A 19709-nucleotide genomic window follows, 5' to 3' on the forward strand; every position below is an offset into this window, starting at 1 on the left:
AGTCCTAGGCGAACTCGGGTGCCCCGGCGGGCACGGTAAATCGGAACTCAGCTCCGCCGGTGGGGGCGCGGCCGACCGCGATGGCGCCGCCGTGGGCCTCGATCAGGCCCTTGACGATGAACAGTCCGAGTCCGGTGCCGCCGCGCCGGCGGGAGCGCCAGAACTGCCGGAACACGCGCGGAACGGCTTCGGGCGGAATGCCCGTGCCTTCGTCGCGCACCGACACGGCCGCTCCCTCCTCGTAGGGCTCGATCACTACAGTGACAGTACCAGCGCCGTGCCGCACGGCGTTTTCCACCAGGTTGGACAGGATCTGGTCGATCTTGTCGGCGTCCAGCCACAGCTCGGGGAGGTCGCCCCGGACGTGCAGGCGGAAGCCGTCCGGGTCCTCACCGGCGGCGACCCGGCCGACGATGGCGCGGCGCACCCGCTCGGGCAGGTCGACGACGCTCCGCCGCAGCTCCAGCCGGCCGGACTCGATCCGGGAGACGCTGAGCAGCTCGGTGATGAGGCGGGTGACCCGGTCGGCGTCGGCGTTGACCGTCTCCAGCATGAAGATCTTCTGCCGCTCGGTGAGCCGGTCCCAGCGGGCGAGCACCGTGGCGGTGAAGCCCTTCACGCTGGTGAGCGGCGAACGGAGCTCGTGGGCGACAGTGGAGACGAGGTCGGCGCGGCTGCGGTCGGCCCGCTCGCGGGCGGAGCCGTCGCGCAGGGTCACCACGAGCCGGTGCAGCGGGCCGGCCGGCCGGTCCCGCCGGTAGCCGGCGGTGACGAGGACTTCGCGGCCGCCGGCCAGGGAGAGCCGCTGCTCGGTCTGGCGGGTGCGGGTGCGCAGGCCGCCGTAGGGGTCGGAGGCCTTCCACCAGTCGCGGCCGTCGGCATCGGTCAGCGGCAGGGCGTCCCGGAAGTCGCGGCCGACGAGGGCGGCGGGGGTGCTGCGGCAGAGCCGGGCCGCCACCCGGTTGGCGGCGATGACGCGGCCGTCCCGGTCGGCGATGACCACGCCGTCAGGGAGGTCGTCCAGATCGAGTGCGGTGTCCCCGGCGTGCGCTCCGGCCGTGCGCGGATCCGGTCCGGCTCCGGCATCCGGCTGCGGGCCGGGGGCGGCACCGTCCGCGGCGGGGCCGGCCGCCGCACGGGAGCGGTCAGCAGCAGCTGCAGAGCGGGATAGCGCCGTCTGGTCGCCGTCCACGGCAGCCTCCCGCCCGGGCTCCCCCGCTGCTCCGCGCGGAGGCGGAGCGCGTCACCCAGCATCACCGACACCGAATCACCGACACAGAGAGTATCGGTGACACAGCGCATGCGGGCAACCCGCAGGCAACCCGTATCGCGGGTCGCTGCGCCGGACCGCTACGCCTGTCGCGCATCGGCGCGGTGCCGGCGCTGCTCCCGCGCGGTGGTGTAGAGGCACACCGCGGCGGCGGTACCGAGGTTGAGGCTCTCGGCCGCGCCGTAGACCGGCACGCTGACCGCCTGGTCGGCGAGGGCGACCGTGTCGGCAGGGAGCCCCCACGCCTCGTTGCCGAAGATCCAGGCGACCGGTCCGTCGAGCGCGCCGCCGTCGGCGGCGGCGTGCAGGTCGGTGCTGCCGGCGCCGTCCGCGGCGAGCACGGCCGCGCCGCTGCCGCGCAGCAGCGCGGCGGTGTCGGCGGCCGAAGCGCCGACCACGACGGGCAGGTGGAACAGGCTTCCGGCGGAAGCGCGGACGCACTTGCCGTTGTAGGGGTCGACCGAGGCATCGGTGAACACCACGGCGTCGGCGCCCGCGGCGTCGGCAGTACGCAGCACCGTGCCGGCGTTGCCGGGGTCGCGCACCTGGGCGAGCACGGCGACCAGCCGCGCCCCGGCGATCGACTCCAGCGGCGCGTCGACGAACGCGCAGACCGCGACGACCCCCTGCGGGGAGACGGTCTGGGCGAGCTCGCCCATCACCTCGAGGCTGACCCGGTGCACCGGGATTCCGGCGGCGTAGGCGGCATCGGTGAGCTCGCTGTGCCGCTGCGCCGCCTCGGCGGTGGCGAACATCTCGACCACGGTGCCGGCGCGGGCGAGCGCCTCCCGCACGGCCTGCGGGCCTTCGGCGAGGAAGCGCTGCTCTCGCTGGCGGAACGCGCGTTTGGCGAGCCGACGAGCCCCCTTGATCCGGGGCGACCGGATGCTGGTGAACTCGTGGCTCGCCGTCACGTCGCTGCCCGGGCCGCTCAGGCCGCGGCCTGCTGCGCGCGGGCGGTGGCCGGCAGCGCCTTCTTCGCGGTCTCCACCAGGGAGGCGAAGGCGGTCTGGTCGTTGACCGCGAGCTCGGCGAGCATGCGGCGGTCGACCTCGATGCCGGCCAGCTTCAGGCCCTGCATGAAGCGGTTGTAGGTCAGGCCGTTGGCGCGGGCTCCGGCGTTGATGCGCTGGATCCACAGGCGGCGGAACTGCCCCTTCCGGTCCTTGCGGTCCCGGTAGGAGTAGGTCATCGAGTGGAGCATCTGCTCCTTGGCCTTGCGGTACAGCCGCGAGCGCTGCCCGCGGTAGCCGCTGGCGCGCTCGAGGACGACCCGGCGCTTCTTTTTGGCGTTGAGAGCCCGCTTGACGCGTGCCACTGTGACTCCTCGAAAAGTCTGGTTAGGTCGGGCGAAGTCCGGCTGCGGCTGGTCCTGCCAGCCGTCCCAGCCCGGAGCTTCTTGATCGTGCTAGCCCAGGAGCTTCTTGATCCTGCGCGCCTCGGCCGAGGGCAGGGGGACCTCGTTGTCCAGACGGCGCTTCCGGCGGCTCGTCTTGTGCTCGAGGATGTGGTTCTTGTTGGCCCGGCGGCGCATGATCTTGCCGGAGCCGGTCACCCGGAAGCGCTTGCTGGCTCCGCTGTGCGATTTGTTCTTCGGCATGTCGCCGTCGTCTCCTCGTCGTCGTGCTGGTTCGCCCACCCCGCGGCTGCGCCGGGCCGCACGGGCGGCCCGGCGCACCGGGTCGGGCTGGTCGGAGCTGGCGGCCGAGCGGTTGCTCAGCTCTGGCCGCTCTGCTCCTGTTCGCGCGGTTCGCGCTGTTCACGGCGGGTCCGGCCGCCCCCGGCCGCAGCGCGGGCTTCGGCCTTGTGCTCGGAGCGCCGCTTGTGCGGCCCGAGCACCATGACCATGTTGCGCCCGTCCTGCTTGGGCTGCGACTCGACCGCGCCCAGGTCAGCGACGTCCTCGGCCAGCCGGGCCAGCAGCCTGCGGCCCAGCTCCGGACGGGACTGCTCGCGGCCGCGGAACATGATCGTCACCTTGACCTTGTCCCCGCCCTTGAGGAAGCGCACGACGTGACCCTTCTTGGTGTCGTAGTCGTGGGCGTCGATCTTCGGGCGGAGCTTGATCTCCTTGATGATCGTGTTCGACTGGTTCTTGCGCGACTCGCGTGCCTTGACCGCGGACTCGTACTTGAACTTGCCGTAGTCCATCAGCTTGGCGACCGGCGGACGCGCGGTCGGCGCGACCTCGACCAGGTCGAGATCGGCCTCCTGTGCCAGACGCAGTGCGTCCTGCACGGAGACGATGCCGACCTGCTCTCCGTTCGGGCCGACGAGTCGGACCTCGGGCACCCGGATGCGGTCATTGATGCGGGGCTCGGCGCTGATGAGACCCCTCCCTAGCCTTGTCGAATTCGGTGCGGTGGCAGGGGTGGCACCGGAGCGCCTGACGGCGCCGGAAACGGCGCCAGCAACAAAAAACCCCCACCGGCGTGGCCAAGCGGGGTGATCATCCGGCCGGGACGCGGCGCATCTGCCGCTGTACCGACCGGGCTACCCGTGCGAGCTGCGCCCGACGGGTGGGAGATCGCCTCCGCTTTGTTCTCCGGGCGGCCCGTGGGACTGCCCGGATCAGGTCAGGATGTCACTCTACCAGCCCCCGGCCGGCGCTGGAGACCGCGTCGCGCATGGCCTGCACCGGTGCGGGCGCGCGCCCGGTCATCAGCTCAACCTGCACGGCCGCCTGGTGCACCAGCATCGGCAGGCCGCCGACCGCGGGCACGCCCGCGGCCTGCGCGGCGGCGCCGAGCGCGGTGGGCCACGGCGCGTAGACCACGTCGAAGACGGCGCCGGCGCCGTCCGCGACCTGCCGGGCGACGGCGTCGGCGGCGCTGGCCGGCAGCGTGCTGGCCACCAGCGGCACCGGCAGGTACCGGCCCAGCTCGGCCAGAGGGGCCAGGGCCGCGTCGGCGCCGATCCGCTCGGCCGCCTCGACGACACCGCGGGCGCGCCGCGGATCGCGCGCGAGCACGGTGATGCGCCCGGCACCGGAGCGGTGCAGCGCCGCAACGGCGGAGGCAGCGGTCGCCCCGCCGCCCAGGACCACTGCGGGTGCGCCCTGCGGCGGTGCCGCGCCGCCCTCGGCGAGGGCGCGCTCGACGCCGTCGACATCGGTGTTGGCGGCGTGCCGGCCGCTCGGCGACAGCACCAGGGTGTTGGCGGCGCCCACCGCGACCGCGACCGGGTCGGCGGTATCGGCGCAGGCCAGCGCGGCCTTCTTGAGCGGCATGGTGAGGGACAGGCCGGCCCATTCCGGCCCGCACGAGTCCAGGAAGCCGGGCAGCGCTGCCTCGTCGCACTCGAACCTGCCGTACTCCCAGCCGCCGGCGAGGCCCAGCGCCGTGTAGGCGGCGCGGTGCAGCGCCGGCGACAGGGAGTGCGCGACCGGCGAGCCGAGAACCGCGGCGCGCCGCATCAGCCCTCCTGCCAGTTCTGCTGGAAGCGCTCCTTCAGGACCAGGAACTCGTCATAGGTCTCGGCGAACTCGGTGGTGCCGGCTTCGGGGTCGGTGGCGACGAAGTAGAGCCAGTCGCCCTGGGACGGGGAGAGGGCCGCTTCGATGGCGTCCGCACCGGGGCTCACGATCGGGCCGGCCGGCAGGCCGGTGCGCCCGTAGGTGGCGTACTCGCTCTCGGCGGCCTTGCACTGCTCCAGCTGGGCGTTGGTCAGTGCGATGCCGTGCTCGCCGATGACGTAGAAGCAGGTGCTGTCCATGCCGAGCTCCATGCCCTGCTCCAGCCGGTTGTAGACGACCGCGGCAATCTTGGGCATGTCCTCGGCCGAACCGGTCTCGGCCTGCACGATGGAGGCGACGGCCATCACCTCGTTGGGCTCCAGGCCGACGTCGCCGGCGCGGCCCTCGACGTCGACAGAGGGGTCCTCGGCGGTGGCCTTGTACCGGTCCACCATCTGGCTGAGGATCTCCTCGGCCGAGTCGTCGGGCGCGAAGGCGTAGGTGTCCGGGAACAGGTAGCCCTCCGGCCCCTCCTCGGCGTAGGGGGGCAGCCCGAGCGCCTCGGTGTCGGCATAGGCGGCGTCCAGCTCCTCGCGGTCGATGCCGACCTCTTCGGAGAGCTGGTGGAGGATCCCGGAGGCCCGCACCCCTTCGCGCACGGTGACCCGGACGTCGATGCGCGAGTCGGGGTCGAGCAGTGCGGCGACGGCGCTCTCCGCGCTCATCTGCGAGCGCATCCGGTAGGTGCCGGGGCTGATCTCCTCACCGCCGTCCAGCGCGTTGACGAACGACCGGGAGCTGGCGACGACGTCCTCTTCGGCGAGGAGCTCGCCGATCGCTGCGCCGCTGGCGCCCTCCGGGACGACGACCTCTACCTCGCTGCTGCCGGCCCCGTCGTAGTCGGCCGGGAACAGGTAGGTGCGGCCCGCGACCCCGGTCCCGGCGACGAGGAGGACCGCCGCCGCGACGGCCAGCCCGCGCTTGCCGGGGCGGCGCCCGCCGCGGTCGCCGCGGTCCCGGCGCCCGCTCTTGCGGCCGCGGCCGGCGCTCCCCTTCTTCGCCTTCCCCGCGCGGCGTCTGCGGCCGCCCCCGGAGCGCGCCGCGGACTCCTCCTCGTCGTCGGCGTCCCCGTCGTCGTAGTCATCGTCGTCGTAGTCATCGTCCTCGGAGCGGCCGGAGCCGGCTCCGGCCCGCCGGCGGGCACGGCGCGACCGGCGGCCGCCGCGCTCCTCGGGCTCGTCCTCGGGCTCGCCGCCGTAGCCGTCGTAGCCGTCGTCGAACCCGCGGTCCGGATCACCGTCGTCGTCCGCGCCGGAGCGGTCCGCAGCGCGGCCGCGCCCCCGGCTGCCGAAGGCGTCGAAGCCGTCGTCCTCTCCGCCGTCGCCGCGCAGGTCGCCGAAGGCGCCGGCCTGTCCTTCGTCCTCGACCGGGTCCGGCCGGCGCCGGGCGGGCGTCGCGCCGCGGCGCCCGCCCTTGCGCCGTACGGGGACAGCGTCGAAGTCGAGGGGCCGGTGCCGGAGCGGCTCGTCGAGGGGGTCCGGGCCGTCGTCGGGGCCCAGCGCGGCGAAGCCCAGCGGGTCGCTGTCGTCAGCGGGGGCGGCCGACTTTCGGCGGCGCCCCGGCCGCCGCTCGGCGTGCTCGTGCTCCTCGGACGGCCGGGAGCGGGCGCGGAAGGGACCGGTGTCCGCGCCGGAATCCGGCGCCTCCCCGGTGTCTGCGCGGTCCGCGCGGGCTGGGAAGTCCCCGGTGTCCGCACCGGGGTCGCGGAAGCCCATGCGCTCCGGGAAGGAGCCGGGATCGGTCTCCGGCTTGCGGCGGCGGCCGCGCCGGCCGCCTTCGGGGGCCGGGGGCTCGGTGTCCGGGCCGACCGCCGGGGTGGGTCCGGTGCCGTGCCGGCCGCGGTGCCGGCTGCCCTGGCCCGGCCACGGGTCGGTGAGCGGGTCGCCGCCGGCGAACGGCCCGGTGTCCTCGGGCGGGGGGCCGCTCCGCTCGCGCCGCCCGCGGTAGCGCGGGACGCCGTACTCGGCGTAGGGGTCGTGCGGGTCCGGATAGCCGCCGGGGTATCCCTGGCCGGGCTCTTCACCGGGCCACAGGCCCCGGTCGCCTCCTCTGCCGGTCATCGGGCCACCTCGACGATCTCGCCCGGGGGGCGGCCGGCGGAGCGCTCGGCGTCCAGCGCGCCCTGCAGCAGCACGGTTGCGGCGGCCTGGTCGATCACCGAGCGGCGCTCGCGGCCGCCTTTGGCGCCCTTGCCGCGGAACGACGCACCGGAGTGCAGGTGCTGGCGCGCGGTGACGGAGGTGAGCCGCTCATCGACCAGCCGGACCGGGACGGGGGCCAGGTGCGCGGCGAGCTCGGCGGCGAACCGGCGCGCCAAGCGCGCCGAGGAGCCCTCGGCACCGGACAGCGACGCGGGCAGGCCGATGACGACCTCGCGCGCTTCGTAGGACAGGACGAGTTCGGTGATGCGGTCGATGTCGCCCGTCCCTCGCCGCACGGTCTCCACCGGCGTCGCGATGAGTCCTGCCGGGTCGCAGGCTGCGACGCCGATGCGGGCGCCGCCGGGGTCGACAGCGATTCGTACGCCGTGCCTCAACGGCCCGACTCCCCCATGCGGATGCGGGGAGGGGAGGAGGGAGGGGTCACGTCGGGGGTGTCCTTTCTCGGCTCGCGCCGACTCGGCGGCGCGGCGGCGGGAGGCCGCGCGCCGGGGTGGGGCCGGTGCGCGGCCGTCAGATCGGTCCTCGCGGCGTGTGCCGTCAGGCGGAGGCGGCGATGCGCTCGGCAACCGCCTGCAGCGCGGCGTCGGCCGCGGCGGCGTCGGTGCCGCCGCCCTGCGCCACGTCGGGCTTGCCGCCGCCACCGCCGCCGAGCACCCGGGCCGCAGTGCCGACGAGGTCGCCGGCCTTGAGGCCGCGCTGGTTCGCCGCGGGGTTGGCGGCGACCACGACGACCGGCCGGTCCTTGGGTACCCCGGCGACGGCGACCACGACCGGGCGCTCAGCGCCGAGCCGGCCGCGCACGTCCAGGGCGAGGCGGCGGAGGTCGTCACCGGAGACTCCGTCGTCGGCGCGGTGGGTGACCAGCAGCGCGCCGGCGGTCTCCCGGGCGCCGGCGGCCAGGCCGGCCGCCGCCTGCAGGACCTGGTCGGCGCGGAGCTTCTCGATCTCCTTCTCCGCGGCGCGCAGCCGGGAGACGATGCCGTCGATCCGCTCCGGCAGCTCCTCGCGGGGCGTCTTGAGCTGCTCGGAGAGGCGGCCGACCAGGAGCGACTCGGTGGACAGCCGGCGGAACGCGTCGATGCCGACGACGGCTTCGACGCGGCGCACACCGGCGCCGACCGAGGACTCGCCGAGCAGCTTCACCACGCCGAGGTTGCCGGTGGCGCGCACGTGGGTGCCGCCGCACAGCTCGCGGGAGTAGTCGCTCATCTCGACGACGCGGACCCGGTCGCCGTACTTCTCGCCGAACATGGCGAGCGCGCCCATCTTCAGCGCCTCGTCCATGGTGGTCTGGAAGTCGCGCACCTCGATGTCGCCGGCGAGGACGGTGTTGACCTCCTCCTCGACCATTCCGAGCTCGGAGGCTGACAGGGCGCGGTCGGCGGTGAAGTCGAACCGCAGCTGGCCGGGCCGGTTCTCCGAGCCCGCCTGGCCGGCCGCGGGGCCGAGCGCGTTGCGCAGCGCCGAGTGGATGAGGTGGGTGGCCGAGTGCGCCCGCGAGACCGCGGCGCGCCGGTCGCGGTCGATGGCGGCGTGCACGGTGTCGTCGACGACGAGCTCGCCGGAGCGCACCGTGCCGCGGTGCACGAACAGTCCGGGCAGCGGCTTCTGGACGTCGTCGACGTCGGCGGCGCCGCGGCCCTCGGAGCTGATGGTGCCGTGGTCGGCGAGCTGGCCGCCGGATTCGCCGTAGAACGGGGTGCGGTCCAGCACGATCTCGACCCGGTCGCCGGTCCGCGCCGCCGGGACCGCCGTGCCGTCGACGATCAGGCCGAGGATGCGCGCCTCGTCCTCGGCGTCGGTGTAGCCGGTGAAGTCGGTGGCTCCGCTGGTGTCGAGCAGTTCGGCGTAGACGGAGATGTCGGCGTTGCCGAGCTTCTTCGCCTTCGCGTCGGCCTTGGCGGTGTCCCGCTGGTGCTGCATGAGGGCGGTGAACTCGTCTTCGTCGACGCGCAGGCCCTGCTCGGCGGCCATCTCCAGGGTGAGGTCGATGGGGAAGCCGTAGGTGTCGTGCAGCTGGAAGGCGTCGCTGCCGGAGACGGTGCTGCCGCCCGCGCTGCGGGTGCGCTCGGCGGCGCGGTTGAACAGCGCGGTGCCCGAGCGCAGCGTGTCGGCGAAGTTGCGCTCCTCGGCGTCGATGACGCGGTGGATCGACTCGGCCCGCTCGGACAGGTCGGGGTAGATGTCCTTCATCGCGTCGATGCTGACCGCGGTCAGCTCGTGCAGGAAGGCGGCGTCGGTGCCGGAGAGCAGCCGCAGGTTGCGGATGGACCGGCGGAGGATGCGGCGCAGCACGTAGCCGGCCTTCTCGTTGCCGGGCCGGACGCCGTCGCCGACCAGCATGACGGCGCTGCGCACGTGGTCGGCGACCACGCGCAGCTGCACGTCGGTGCCTTCGTCGTCGCCGTAGCGGGTGCCGCTGAGTTCGGCGGCGCGGTGCAGCACCCGGCCGATGATGTCGGTCTCGTAGATGTTGTCGACGCCCTGCAGGACGGCGGCGAGCCGCTCCAAGCCGAGTCCGGTGTCGATGTTCTTCTTCGGCAGGTCGCCGAGGATCGGGTAGTCCTTGCCGGCCCCTTCACCCCGCTCGTACTGCATGAAGACGAGGTTCCAGATCTCGATGTAGCGGTTCTCGTCCGCTGCCGGCCCGCCCTCGGCGCCGTACTCGGGGCCGCGGTCGTAGAAGATCTCGGAGCAGGGTCCGCAGGGGCCGGGGACCCCCATGTCCCAGTAGTTCTCGTCCATGCCCATGCGCTGGATGCGCTCCGCGGGCACGCCGACCTTGTCCCGCCAGATGGATGCGGCCTCGTCGTCGTCGAGGTAGACGGTGACCCAGAGCCGCTCCGGGTCGATGCCGAAGCCGCCCTGCTCGACCGGCGAGGTGACGAGCTCCCAGGCGAGCGGGATGGCCCGCTCCTTGAAGTAGTCGCCGAAGGAGAAGTTGCCCAGCATCTGGAAGAAGGTGGCGTGCCGGGAGGTCTTGCCGACCTCCTCGATGTCCTTGGTGCGGATGCACTTCTGCACGCTGGTCGCGGTGTCCCACGGCGGCGTGCGCTGGCCCAGGAAGTAGGGCTTGAACGGCACCATGCCGGCCGGGACCAGCAGCAGGGTCGGGTCCTCTGCGATCAGGCTCGCCGAGGGGACGACGGTGTGACCGTTCTTCTCAAAGAAAGCGAGGAAGCGGCGCGCGATTTCTGCCGTCTCCATCTAGGGGCCGTCCTTCTTCTCGGGGGCGTCGGCGGCGCCGTCGACGCCGTGGATGTCGTGGCCGTCCCGCGCATGCCGCGGCAGGGCCGGCGGGCGGGCGTAGCGGCGGAGCAGGTCGCCCTCCGCCTGCGCGGTCGCGGCGTGGACGTCCTCGGTGAACTCGCGGAGAGCGGAGCGGTAGTCGTCGATGCGACCCTCGACGCGGTCGGCGATGCCGTCGGGGCTCCACGCACGCGCCGTGCGATTGAGCTTGTGCACAACATACCCGCCGAGCGCGGCACCTGCGACAAGATAGGCCAACCGGCCGATCATCGGTCCCCCCGGGCGGAGCGCGCGCGGCGCTTCTTGGTGCGGATGAGGGCGAGCGCGCGGCGCCGGCCCAGCACGCTGCGCACCCCGTAGGACAGCGATGCGGCCTTGACCAGCGGCCCGGTCACCACGGAGCGGGTCAGCGCGGTCATCGTGGACAGGTCTTCGGTGGTGGTGGCGACGTTGGAGGTGATCTCCTCCACCCGGTCCAGGGAGGCGTCGGTGCGCTCCACCGTGGCAGCGAGGTCGTCGAGCAGCGGCCGGGCGCGCTCGCCGAACTCGGCCACCACCTTGGTGGTCTCGCCGAGCAGCCGGGTCAGCCGCACCAGCGCGACGCACAGGAAGGCGACCAGGACCGTCCAGACCACTGCCGCGATGAGCGCGGCGAGCTCTCCTGCGGTCAGCATGCGGGGCTCCGTAGGCGTCGGGGGCCGTGGGACCGGACGGCCGGGGCGCCGCTGCGCGCTCGCAGCCGAGCGGTCGCGAAGCGAGGCTCGGCAGGGGCGCGGCGCCGGGTTCCGGCCGTCCGAATGGGGTCGACCCTATCGCGTCCGGAGCGGCCGGGGCGTCGACGGGCGCCCGGTGATGGCGCACAATCCGAAGGACCACCGGGGACCGCTGCCCGCTTCATCCGATTCCTCTAGCATTGCGCCGCGCCCCCGCTCCCGCTGCGCCTGCCCTGACCGCTTCCGCAGTCCCGCAGCCCTGCCGCTGCCCTGCCCCGCCTCCCCGGTTGGACCCCTATGAGCCGAAGCTCCGCGCACGAGATGTCCGTCCTCGTTCCGCAGAACCTCGCTGCGCCCACCTCCGGCGACCCGCGCCGGCTCGGGCGCTACCTCGTGATCGGGCGGATCGGCGCTGGCGGGACCGGGACCGTGTACGCGGCCGTGGACCCGCGCGGCGGCGCGGACCCGCTCGCCGCGGTGAAGGCGCTGACCTCGCCGGTGCTGGCCGACCCGGCCGGCCGGGAGCAGCTGCGGGCGCGGCTGTCCGCGGTGGCGGCCGCCGACGGGCGCGTCTTCGTGCCGCCGGTGCAGTTCGACGCCGACGCGGCGCCGCCGTGGGTGGCCATGCCGTATGTGGACGGCATCCCGCTCGCGGCGTTCATCCGGCGCCGCGGCGCGCTGGGCCCGGGCCGGCTGATGGCGCTGGCCGCCGGGCTGGCCGAGGGCCTGCAGGCGCTGCACCGGCTCGGCGTGGCGCACGGCGACCTCAAGCCGGACAACGTGCTGATCGGCAGCGGCGGCCCGCGGATCCTGGACTGCGCTCTGCCCGGCGACGAGGAGCACCTGGTCCGCACCGCCGGCGCGTGGCTGAGCCCCGAGCGGCACGGCGGCGCGGAGCCCTCGCCCGCCTCCGATGTGTTCGCGTGGGGCGCGGTCACCGCGTTCGCGGCCACCGGCCGGCTCCCCTTCGGACACGGCGAGCCCGAGGAGCTCGCCCGCCGGGTGCTGGAGGAGGAGCCGTCGCTGGAGGGCGTGCCGCACTCGCTGGCGCCGCTGCTGGAGCGGGCGCTGAGCAAGGACCCGGGCGGGCGGCCGTCGGTGCGCGAGCTCTTGGGGGCGGCGATCGCGGCGTGGGAGCAGGAGTCGGCGGCCGGCGCCGAGGACGGCGGCCCGCCGGACGCCGCAGAGCCGCGCGGCACCGCGGTCACCCGGGTGCTGGCCCGGGAGTGGCAGGCCGTGGTGGCGCCCACCCGGCTGCCGCGGGTCATCCGGGTCGACGACGGCACGCCGGCCCGGCGCGGCCGGCGGCCGCTGCTGATCGCCGGACTGGCCGTGGCGCTGGCGCTGCTGGTCGGCGGGGCCGCGGTGGGCCTGACCCTGGTCGGCGACGAGGCGGAGGAGTCGGCGGTGCCGCAGGAGCCCTCTGCGTCGCCCTCCCCCACCGGGCCGCGAGTGGAGACCGTCCGCTTCGACCCGGCGCAGCAGGACAACCCGGTGGACGGGCCGTGGACGTTCACCGTCGTGGAGCGCGACCCGGCGGCGGAGCTCCCGCAGGGCGCCCAGCTCTCGGCCGACACCTGGAACGAGTACTGGGTGGAGGCCGAGGGCGCCGAGCCGGAGACGGCGGTGATCCCGCCCGGCGCAGAGGTGCTCTGCGCGTCGTTCTGCGCGCCCGGTCCCGGCCATATCGACGACGGCCGCGGCAGCTACCCGGTGACCGGCAGCGACTTCACCGACTACCTCGTGTGGGGCCGGCCGGTGATCGCCGAGGTGGAGTTCGCTCCGCCGGGCTCCGCGTCCGCTGCGGCCGAACCCTCCGCGGACAGCGGGAGCGCAGCCGCCGGCGGCGATGGTGCGGGCGGCGGAGCGGCGGAGCCGTCCGGGGCGCCGCCGGACGCGCTCCGCGTGGTGGCGATCACCGAGCTGTTCCCCGAGCCCGCCGGGCAGTGAGCCTGCGGACGGCGGTCCGGGGGGCGCCAAGGCGGTGCGGTCAGTCCTCCGGGGCGGCGCCGCGGCGGACCGCGCGCAGGCGCTCCAGGACCTCGCCGAAGCGGCGCTCGGCGCCGTGCGCCGTGGGCCGGTAGTACTCGGTGCCCACCAGGTCCTCGGGGGCGTGCGTCTGCGGCGCCACTCCGCCGGGGTAGTCGTGGGCGTACTGGTAGCCGGCGCCGTGCCCGAGCGCGGCCGCGCCGGCGTAGTGGGCGTCGCGCAGGTGCGCCGGGACGGGCCCCGCCTTGCCGGCCCGCACGTCGGCCAGTGCCTCGTCGATCGCGGTGATCACTGCGTTGGACTTGGGTGCCAGGGCGATGTGCACCACGGCCTGGGCGAGGTTGATCCGCGCCTCGGGCATGCCGATGAACTCGACGGCCCGCCCGGCGGCGACGGCGGCCTGCAGGGCGCTCGGATCGGCCATGCCGACGTCCTCGCTGGCGTGCACGATGATGCGGCGGGCGATGAACCGCGGGTCCTCGCCGGCCTCGATCATCCGCGCGAGGTAGTGCAGCGCGGCGTCCGGGTCGCTGCCGCGCATGCTCTTGATGAACGCGCTGATGACGTCGTAGTGCTGGTCGCCGGAGCGGTCGTAGCGGACGGCGTGCCGGTCCACCGCGCGCTCAAGGTCGGCCACGGTGATCCCGGAACGCTCCCCCGCCACCAGGGCGGCGGCCTCCAGGTAGGTGAGCGAGCGGCGGGCATCGCCGCCGGCGAGCCGCACCAGGTGCTCCTCGGCCTCGGCCGACAGGGTCTGGCGGCCGCCGAGGCCGCGCTCGTCGGCCAGCGCGCGGTGCACGACGCCGCGCACGTCGGCGTCGTCGAGCGACTCCAGGGTGAGCAGGAGCGACCGGGACAGCAGCGGGCTGACGACGGAGAAGAAGGGGTTCTCGGTGGTGGCGCCGATGAAGCTGACCCACCGGTTCTCCACCGCGGGCAGCAGCGCGTCCTGCTGGGTCTTGGAGAAGCGGTGGACCTCGTCGACGAAGAGCAGCGTGCGGGTGCCGTACATGCCCATCCGCCGCTTGGCCTCGTCGATCACGGCGCGGACGTCCTTCACCCCGGCGCTGGTCGCCGACAGCTCGACGAAGCGGCGCTCGGTGGCCCGGCTGACGACGGTCGCCAGGGTGGTCTTGCCGGTGCCGGGCGGGCCCCAGAGGAAGAGGGACATGGGCGCGTCGTCCTCGACCAGGCGGCGCAGCGGGCTGCCGTCGCCGAGCAGGTGGCCCTGGCCGGCCACCTCGTCCAGCGTGCGCGGCCGCATCCGCACGGCCAGCGGCTCCTGGGTGCGGCCGGCTTCGGCGCCGGCGTCGTCGAACAGTGTTTCGGACACGCTCCCCAGGCTAGGGCATCTGCAGCGGGCCGCCCGGCCCCGCGGCAGAGCCGTCAGGAGAACCGGGCGATGAGGATCGCGATGTCGTCGCTGCGGCCGGCCGGGGTGAGCGCGACCAGTTCGGTGGCGGCCGCCTCGACGTCGCCGGTCTTGCCGCGCAGCGCGGTGGCCGCCGCGCGCAGCCCGTCGTCCATCGCGACCTCGGCGCTCTCGACGAGGCCGTCCGAGCACATCAGCAGGGTCGCCCCGGGCGGCAGCGTGCGCTGGGTGACCGCGTACTTGGAGTCGACCTCCACGCCGACCGGCGGGCCGGTCTCCGGCTCCCAGACCTCGTAGCCGTCGCCGCTGGCGATGATGGCCGGCGGCTGGCCGGCCCAGGCCGCCTGCATCCGGCCGGTGTCCAGGTCCAGGACGAGGTAGCCGCAGGTGGCGAAGACGATCTCGCCGGTCTCGGTGAGCAGCCGGTTGGTCTCCGCGAGCACTACGCCCGGGTCGACCGCGGTGGTGGCGTAGGCGCGGAAGGCGACCCGGATCTGCCCCATGGCCGCCGCGGCCTCGACACCGTGCCCCTGCACGTCGCCGACGACGAGCCCGACCCGGCGGTCGGGCAGCGGGATGACGTCGTAGAAGTCGCCGCACACCCGCCAGCCGGCGCGGGCCGGCAGGTAGCGCACGGCGATGTCCATGCTCTCCACCGGCGGGATCTGCGGCGGCAGCATGCGCCGCTGCATCTCGTCGGCGAGCTCCAGCTCGGCCTGCTGGTGCTGGACGCGCTGCAGCGCCTGGCCGGCGAGCCCGGCCAGGGTGAGCATCAGGGCGCGCTCGTCCGGGGTGGCGTGGTGCGGTCGGTCCCAGGCCACCTGCCACACGCCCAGCGCGATCCGGCGGTCGCCGAAGACCGGCACGGTGGCCCAGGACTGGGCGGTGGTGCGCGGCATCAGGTCGGCGGCGGCCGGGAACCGCTCGAGCATCTCGGCGCGGCTCTCGAAGAAGCGCGGCTGGCGGTCCTGGACGACGGCGCCCATCGGATAGGTGGTGTCGCCGGCATCGCGGCCGTCGATGAGGCTGTCGGTGCCGTCCGGGTCGGTGCCGGTGTGGGAGGGGTAGCGGCGCAGTACCCCCTCGTCGACGAGCATGACGCGGGCGTCGCTGCCGCCGAAGATCGGGACGAACTCCTCGGCCAGCAGCCCGGTGACCTCGTCGACGGTGGTGGCCGAGACGAGCTTGGCGGCGAGCTCGGTGACCTGGCGGCCCTGCGCGGCCTCGATCCGGCGTCGGTCGGCGAGCCGGCGGATCAGCTGGACATGCTCGGTGACGTCGTCGACGACGCCGACCAGCCGGGCTTCGGATTCGGCGTCCCCGCCGATGTAGCGGGCCTTGGCGTGCAGCACCCGCTCATCGCCGACCTGGTCGGTCATCCGGAACCGCTGCTCGTAGTCGCGGCCCTGCTTTGAGGCCTCCATCGCGTCGCGGACGCGGGCGATGTCGTCCGGGTGCACGCGGGAGAGCAGCCCTTCGAGGCCGCGGACGCCGCCGCCGAGCATCCGGCCCAGCGGCGAGGGGCCGAAGAGCTCGCGGAAGCGGCCGGTGGTGAGGTCGAGCGTCCACAGGGCGGTGTCGGAGCCGGCCGTGCGCAGCTCGGTGACGGCGCGCAGCACCTCTTCGTCGCGGAGCGCCTCCTGCAGCATGATGACGGCGGTGGGCCCGCCGTCGGCCGCCGCGGCACGCGCGGAGCCCGGTGCGGCCCCGTCGGCGGCGGCGCTGGCGGGCTGGGGTACGGCCGGAGCGGCGAGCGAGACCGGTGCGGCGGAGCCGCCCGCCGCCGCGGAGGATTCGGCGGGCGGGGCTCCGTCGGAGCCGCGGGGGCCGGGGCTGAGCCGCCGGCCGCGCACGGTGAGCCGGCGGCGGGTGCCGTCCGGCGCCTGCACAGCGAGGGTGCGCGGGCGCGGCTCAGCGCCGGAGAAGGCGTCGCGGTGCAGGTCCCAGCCGCGCCCGCAGTCCGACGGGGCCAGCAGGTCGGGCCAGGGGCGGCCGGTCGCACCCTCCGCGGAATACCCGGTCACTTGGGTGAACGCCTGGTTGACCAGCAGGACGGCACCGGCGCGGTCGACCACCGCCAGTGCGGCGGGTGCGCCGTCGAAAGCCGCGGTTGAGCGGTTCACGAGTCGTTTTTCATCCCTGACGTCGGTACGGACACCGCGCGCGAGAGTCCGCGGCGGGGCGGCGGAATGTCGGTGCCGTTCGCACAGCGCGGTAGAACTCCACCGTATGCGAATCGGCCCCCTTTTCGCCCACGGAGCACGCCCGTGCCAGCAGCCGGATCCCGCGGAACCGGAATCTGCAGCGGAAATCCCCCGCTGGCGAGGCCGATTCCGGTCGATCGGCCGCCGATCCCCGCCGAAATGCCGCCGCCGGCCGTGAACTTTTTACCCCGTTTTCTCCGAATAATGGCATTCGACTGATCTGCCGCAGCGCCGCCGGGCGGGAAAGGCCGGAGCGTTCGCGGCACTCCTTTCCGAGCCGGCATTCCCGCCTGCCGCACGGCCCCCGCTCTTCCCGGCGCGCCCGCGGCGGCACCGGCCCCCCGCTGCGCGCGGCGGCGGAGCAAGGGGGCGGGGGCGGCGCAGCGGGCCGCCGGGACCGGACGCGCGAAAGGGGGCCGCCGGGATGCGGCGGCCCCCTTCCCGGGAGCGGCGGTGGAACGCGCGGCCAGCCTGGTACCGGTCCGGCGGCACCGGTGCCGCGGCCGCTCCGGAGGCGCTGCGCTGCCTACTTCTCCTGCTCGGCCTTGTGCTTCCGCTCCTTCTCCGCCTTCTCCGCCTCGGGGTCGGCGTCGATGCCGGCCTCGGCCCGCTGGGCCGCGGTGATCGGCGTCGGCGCACCGGTCAGCGGATCGCTGCCGGAGGCCGTCTTGGGGAAGGCGATCACGTCGCGGATCGACTCGCTGCCGGTCAGCAGGGTGAGGATGCGGTCCCACCCGAACGCGATGCCGCCGTGCGGCGGCGGGCCGAACTGGAACGCGTCCAGCAGGAAGCCGAACTTGGCCCGCGCCTGCTCTTCGGAGACGCCGAGCACCGAGAAGACCCGCTCCTGGATGTCGGAGCGGTGGATGCGGATCGAGCCGCCGCCGATCTCGGAGCCGTTGCAGACCATGTCGTAGGCGTAGGCCAGCGCGTTGCCGGGGTCCTTCTCGAAGGACTCGGCCCACTCCGGCTTCGGCCCGGTGAACGGGTGGTGCACCGAGGTCCAGCCGCCGTCGCCGTCCTCCTCGAACATGGGCGCGTCGACGACCCACAGGAACGACCAGGCGGACTCGTCGACGAGGTCGAGGCGGCGGCCGATCTCCAGCCGCGCGGCGCCGAGCAGCTCCTGGGAGGAGCGGCGGGGGCCGGCCGCGAAGAACACGGCGTCGCCCGGCTCCGCGCCGACCTGCGCGGCGAGGCCCGCGCGCTCGGCCTCGGAGATGTTCTTGGCGACCGGCCCGGTGAGCGAGCCGTCGGGCTGCACCAGGACGTAGGCGAGGCCCTTGGCGCCGCGCGCCTTCGCCCAGTCCTGCCAGGCGTCGAGCTCCTTGCGGGTCTGGCCGGCGCCGCCGGGCATCACCACCGCGCCGACGTAGGGGGCCTGGAACACGCGGAACGGGGTGTCCGCGAAGAACGCGGTGACCTCGGCCAGCTCGCAGCCGAACCGCAGGTCGGGCTTGTCGGAGCCGTACCGGTCCATCGCCTCGGCGAACGCCATCCGCGGCAGCGGCAGCGGGATGTCGGTGCCGAGCACCTCACTCCACAGGCGGGCGATGAGCTTCTCGCCGACCGCGATGACGTCCTCCTGGTCGACGAAGCTCATCTCGATGTCGACCTGGGTGAACTCGGGCTGGCGGTCGGCCCGGAAGTCCTCGTCCCGGTAGCAGCGGGCGATCTGGTAGTACCGCTCGAGCCCGCCGACCATGAGCAGCTGCTTGAACAGCTGCGGCGACTGCGGAAGCCCGTACCAGTGGCCGGGCTGGAGGCGGACCGGCACCAGGAAGTCGCGGGCGCCCTCCGGCGTGGAGACGGTCAGCGTGGGCGTCTCCACCCCGACGAAGTCGAGCTCGCGCATGACCTCGTGCACGATGTAGGTCGCCGTGGAGCGGGTGCGCAGGTTCTCCGCCATCTCCGGGCGGCGGATGTCGAGGTAGCGGTAGCGCAGGCGGGCCTCTTCGGAGACGTCCTGCGAGCCGTCCAGCGGGAACGGGAGCGGCGCGGCCTCGCTGAGGACCTCGATGGAGGAGGCCGCCACCTCGATGCCGCCGGTCGGGATCTCGGGGTTCTCGTTGCCCTCCGGCCGGACCCGGACCGCCCCGGTCACCGCGATGCAGTATTCGGCGCGCAGGTCGTGCGCCAGATCGTCCTCGCGGACGACGGTCTGGACGACGCCGGAGGCGTCGCGCAGGTCGAGGAAGACGACGCCGCCGTGGTCGCGGCGGCGGGCCACCCACCCGGCGAGGACGACGGTCTCGCCGGCGTGCTGCTCGCGCAGCGAGCCGGCGTCATGCGTGCGGATCAACGGGGTTCTCCTTGGTGTGGATCCTGGACTCAGGACCGGTGCGGACAGGGGCCGGGGGCGGTGGCGGCCGGCCCGGCTCCCCATGATGGCGGGACCGGCAGCTCAGCGCACGTCGAATCCGGCCAGGAACGGGTTGCCGCTCCGCTCCCGGGCGATCGAGGTCGCGGGGCCGTGGCCCGGGAGCACGGAGGCGTCGGCGGCGTCCGGGCCGGCCGTGGCGCGCAGGCTCTCCAGGATCTGCGCGTGGTCGCCGCCGGGCAGGTCGGTGCGGCCGATCGAGCCGGCGAACAGCAGGTCTCCGGTGAACAGCGCGTCCGCGCCGGAATCGGGACCGGCGCCGCCGGGCAGCCGGTAGACGACCGAGCCGGGGGTGTGCCCCGGCGTGTGCTCAGCGGTGATGCCGAGGCCGGCGTAGGGCAGCGGACCGTCCTGCGCACCCCTCACCTCGTGCACGGTGGGCGGCTCGGCCAGCGGGCCGAAACCGCCCAGCACGCCGCGGAGCTGCTCGGTGAAGGCCGCGTCGAGTCCGGCCGCCGGGTCGGTCAGCAGGTGCCGGTCGGCCGGGTGCACGCAGACCGGGACGCCGTGCTCGGCGGCCACATCGGCAGCCGACCAGACGTGGTCGAAGTGCCCGTGGGTGAGCAGCACCGCGGCCGGGGTGAGCCGGTGCTCGGCCAGCAGCTCCGCCAGCCCGCCGCGGGCGTCCATCCCCGGATCGACGACCACGCAGGGGCCGCCGGCCTCGGCGGCGGCCACGTAGCAGTTCGCGGCGAGCGGTCCGGCGGGAAAGGCGGCGATGAGCACGGCGGGGGCGACCTCGCAATTCTGCGCTGGCAGGCGGCTGGACGGGGCGGCGCGCACGATGCGCGGTGCCCGGGGCGCCCGGCGGGCAGCGGCCCTGCTGCGCGGCGTCCCGGCGCGTCCTGCGGACTCC

At 74.6% G+C, this 19709-nt stretch carries 16 protein-coding genes; 1 reads left to right on the plus strand and 15 read right to left on the minus strand.

Translation table 11 applies throughout. From position 1 onward, the window contains the following. Nucleotides 1-4: 4 nt before the first annotated feature. The 11 genes from ACYVGT_RS16690 to ACYVGT_RS16740 all read right to left on the minus strand — a co-directional run bounded on the left by ACYVGT_RS16690 (nt 5) and on the right by ACYVGT_RS16740 (nt 10869). Nucleotides 5-1024, minus strand: a complete 1020-nt coding sequence (locus ACYVGT_RS16690) for a sensor histidine kinase (protein ID WP_460859413.1) — start codon at nt 1022-1024, stop codon at nt 5-7. 326 nt (nt 1025-1350) lie between these two features. Continuing rightward, on the minus strand, nt 1351-2184 hold the full coding sequence (locus tag ACYVGT_RS16695; protein WP_460859257.1) for a TrmH family RNA methyltransferase: 834 nt from the start codon (nt 2182-2184) through the stop codon (nt 1351-1353). 17 nt (nt 2185-2201) lie between these two features. Further along, complete coding sequence (rplT, locus tag ACYVGT_RS16700; RefSeq protein WP_460859259.1) at nt 2202-2588, minus strand: 50S ribosomal protein L20; 387 nt, start codon at nt 2586-2588, stop codon at nt 2202-2204. Between the two features lie 90 nt (nt 2589-2678). Continuing rightward, the gene (gene rpmI / locus ACYVGT_RS16705) at nt 2679-2870 is read right to left on the minus strand and encodes a 50S ribosomal protein L35 (RefSeq protein ID WP_460859261.1); all 192 of its coding nucleotides are present in this window, start codon (nt 2868-2870) and stop codon (nt 2679-2681) included. 116 nt (nt 2871-2986) lie between these two features. Next, complete coding sequence (gene infC, locus ACYVGT_RS16710; protein WP_460859415.1) at nt 2987-3598, minus strand: translation initiation factor IF-3; 612 nt, start codon at nt 3596-3598, stop codon at nt 2987-2989. 256 nt (nt 3599-3854) lie between these two features. Beyond that, the gene (locus tag ACYVGT_RS16715) at nt 3855-4685 is read right to left on the minus strand and encodes a shikimate dehydrogenase (RefSeq protein ID WP_460859263.1); all 831 of its coding nucleotides are present in this window, start codon (nt 4683-4685) and stop codon (nt 3855-3857) included. After that, nucleotides 4685-6844 (minus strand): endolytic transglycosylase MltG, encoded by a 2160-nt coding sequence (gene mltG / locus ACYVGT_RS16720; protein ID WP_460859265.1) that lies wholly within the window; start codon nt 6842-6844, stop codon nt 4685-4687. The genes ACYVGT_RS16715 and mltG overlap by 1 nt, the downstream gene beginning before the upstream one ends. Next, on the minus strand, nt 6841-7320 hold the full coding sequence (gene ruvX, locus ACYVGT_RS16725; RefSeq protein ID WP_460859268.1) for a Holliday junction resolvase RuvX: 480 nt from the start codon (nt 7318-7320) through the stop codon (nt 6841-6843). The genes mltG and ruvX overlap by 4 nt, the downstream gene beginning before the upstream one ends. Before the next feature lie 163 nt (nt 7321-7483). After that, the gene (gene alaS, locus ACYVGT_RS16730) at nt 7484-10153 is read right to left on the minus strand and encodes an alanine--tRNA ligase (RefSeq protein WP_460859270.1); all 2670 of its coding nucleotides are present in this window, start codon (nt 10151-10153) and stop codon (nt 7484-7486) included. Further along, complete coding sequence (locus tag ACYVGT_RS16735; RefSeq protein ID WP_460859272.1) at nt 10154-10465, minus strand: hypothetical protein; 312 nt, start codon at nt 10463-10465, stop codon at nt 10154-10156. It abuts the gene before it with no gap. Continuing rightward, on the minus strand, nt 10462-10869 hold the full coding sequence (locus ACYVGT_RS16740; RefSeq protein ID WP_460859274.1) for a DUF948 domain-containing protein: 408 nt from the start codon (nt 10867-10869) through the stop codon (nt 10462-10464). Before ACYVGT_RS16740 ends, ACYVGT_RS16735 begins: the two co-directional genes overlap by 4 nt. A 336-nt stretch (nt 10870-11205) precedes the next feature. Between ACYVGT_RS16740 and ACYVGT_RS16745 the strand changes: the two genes are divergently transcribed. After that, the gene (locus ACYVGT_RS16745) at nt 11206-12858 is read left to right on the plus strand and encodes a serine/threonine-protein kinase (protein WP_460859277.1); all 1653 of its coding nucleotides are present in this window, start codon (nt 11206-11208) and stop codon (nt 12856-12858) included. 40 nt (nt 12859-12898) lie between these two features. Here ACYVGT_RS16745 and ACYVGT_RS16750 read toward each other — a convergent pair whose 3' ends face one another. The 4 genes from ACYVGT_RS16750 to ACYVGT_RS16765 form a co-directional block, all read right to left on the minus strand. After that, a complete protein-coding gene (locus ACYVGT_RS16750) occupies nt 12899-14230 on the minus strand; it encodes a replication-associated recombination protein A (RefSeq protein WP_460859279.1) in 1332 nt (443 codons plus the stop codon). A 53-nt stretch (nt 14231-14283) separates the two neighbouring features. Further along, nucleotides 14284-16392: a SpoIIE family protein phosphatase gene (locus ACYVGT_RS16755; protein ID WP_460859282.1), complete on the minus strand. Its 2109-nt coding sequence runs from the start codon at nt 16390-16392 to the stop codon at nt 14284-14286. A gap of 607 nt (nt 16393-16999) precedes the next feature. Beyond that, a complete protein-coding gene (gene aspS, locus ACYVGT_RS16760; RefSeq protein WP_460859285.1) occupies nt 17000-18775 on the minus strand; it encodes an aspartate--tRNA ligase in 1776 nt (591 codons plus the stop codon). Nucleotides 18776-18877: 102 nt separating this feature from the next. Next, the gene (locus ACYVGT_RS16765; protein ID WP_460859287.1) at nt 18878-19579 is read right to left on the minus strand and encodes an MBL fold metallo-hydrolase; all 702 of its coding nucleotides are present in this window, start codon (nt 19577-19579) and stop codon (nt 18878-18880) included. Nucleotides 19580-19709 lie beyond the last annotated feature (130 nt).

Source organism: Nocardiopsis coralliicola, from assembly GCF_054779695.1.

Excerpts from the sequence above, each read along its gene's own strand:
- ACYVGT_RS16735 (WP_460859272.1), bottom strand. The coding sequence starts at position 10,465 with ATGATCGGCCGGTTGGCCTATCTTGTCGCAGGTGCCGCGCTCGGCGGG.
- ACYVGT_RS16740 (WP_460859274.1), bottom strand. The coding sequence starts at position 10,869 with ATGCTGACCGCAGGAGAGCTCGCCGCGCTCATCGCGGCAGTGGTCTGG.
- rpmI (WP_460859261.1), bottom strand. The coding sequence starts at position 2,870 with ATGCCGAAGAACAAATCGCACAGCGGAGCCAGCAAGCGCTTCCGGGTG.
- ACYVGT_RS16715 (WP_460859263.1), bottom strand. The coding sequence starts at position 4,685 with ATGCGGCGCGCCGCGGTTCTCGGCTCGCCGGTCGCGCACTCCCTGTCG.
- alaS (WP_460859270.1), bottom strand. The coding sequence starts at position 10,153 with ATGGAGACGGCAGAAATCGCGCGCCGCTTCCTCGCTTTCTTTGAGAAG.
- mltG (WP_460859265.1), bottom strand. The coding sequence starts at position 6,844 with ATGACCGGCAGAGGAGGCGACCGGGGCCTGTGGCCCGGTGAAGAGCCC.
- ACYVGT_RS16745 (WP_460859277.1), top strand. The coding sequence starts at position 11,206 with ATGAGCCGAAGCTCCGCGCACGAGATGTCCGTCCTCGTTCCGCAGAAC.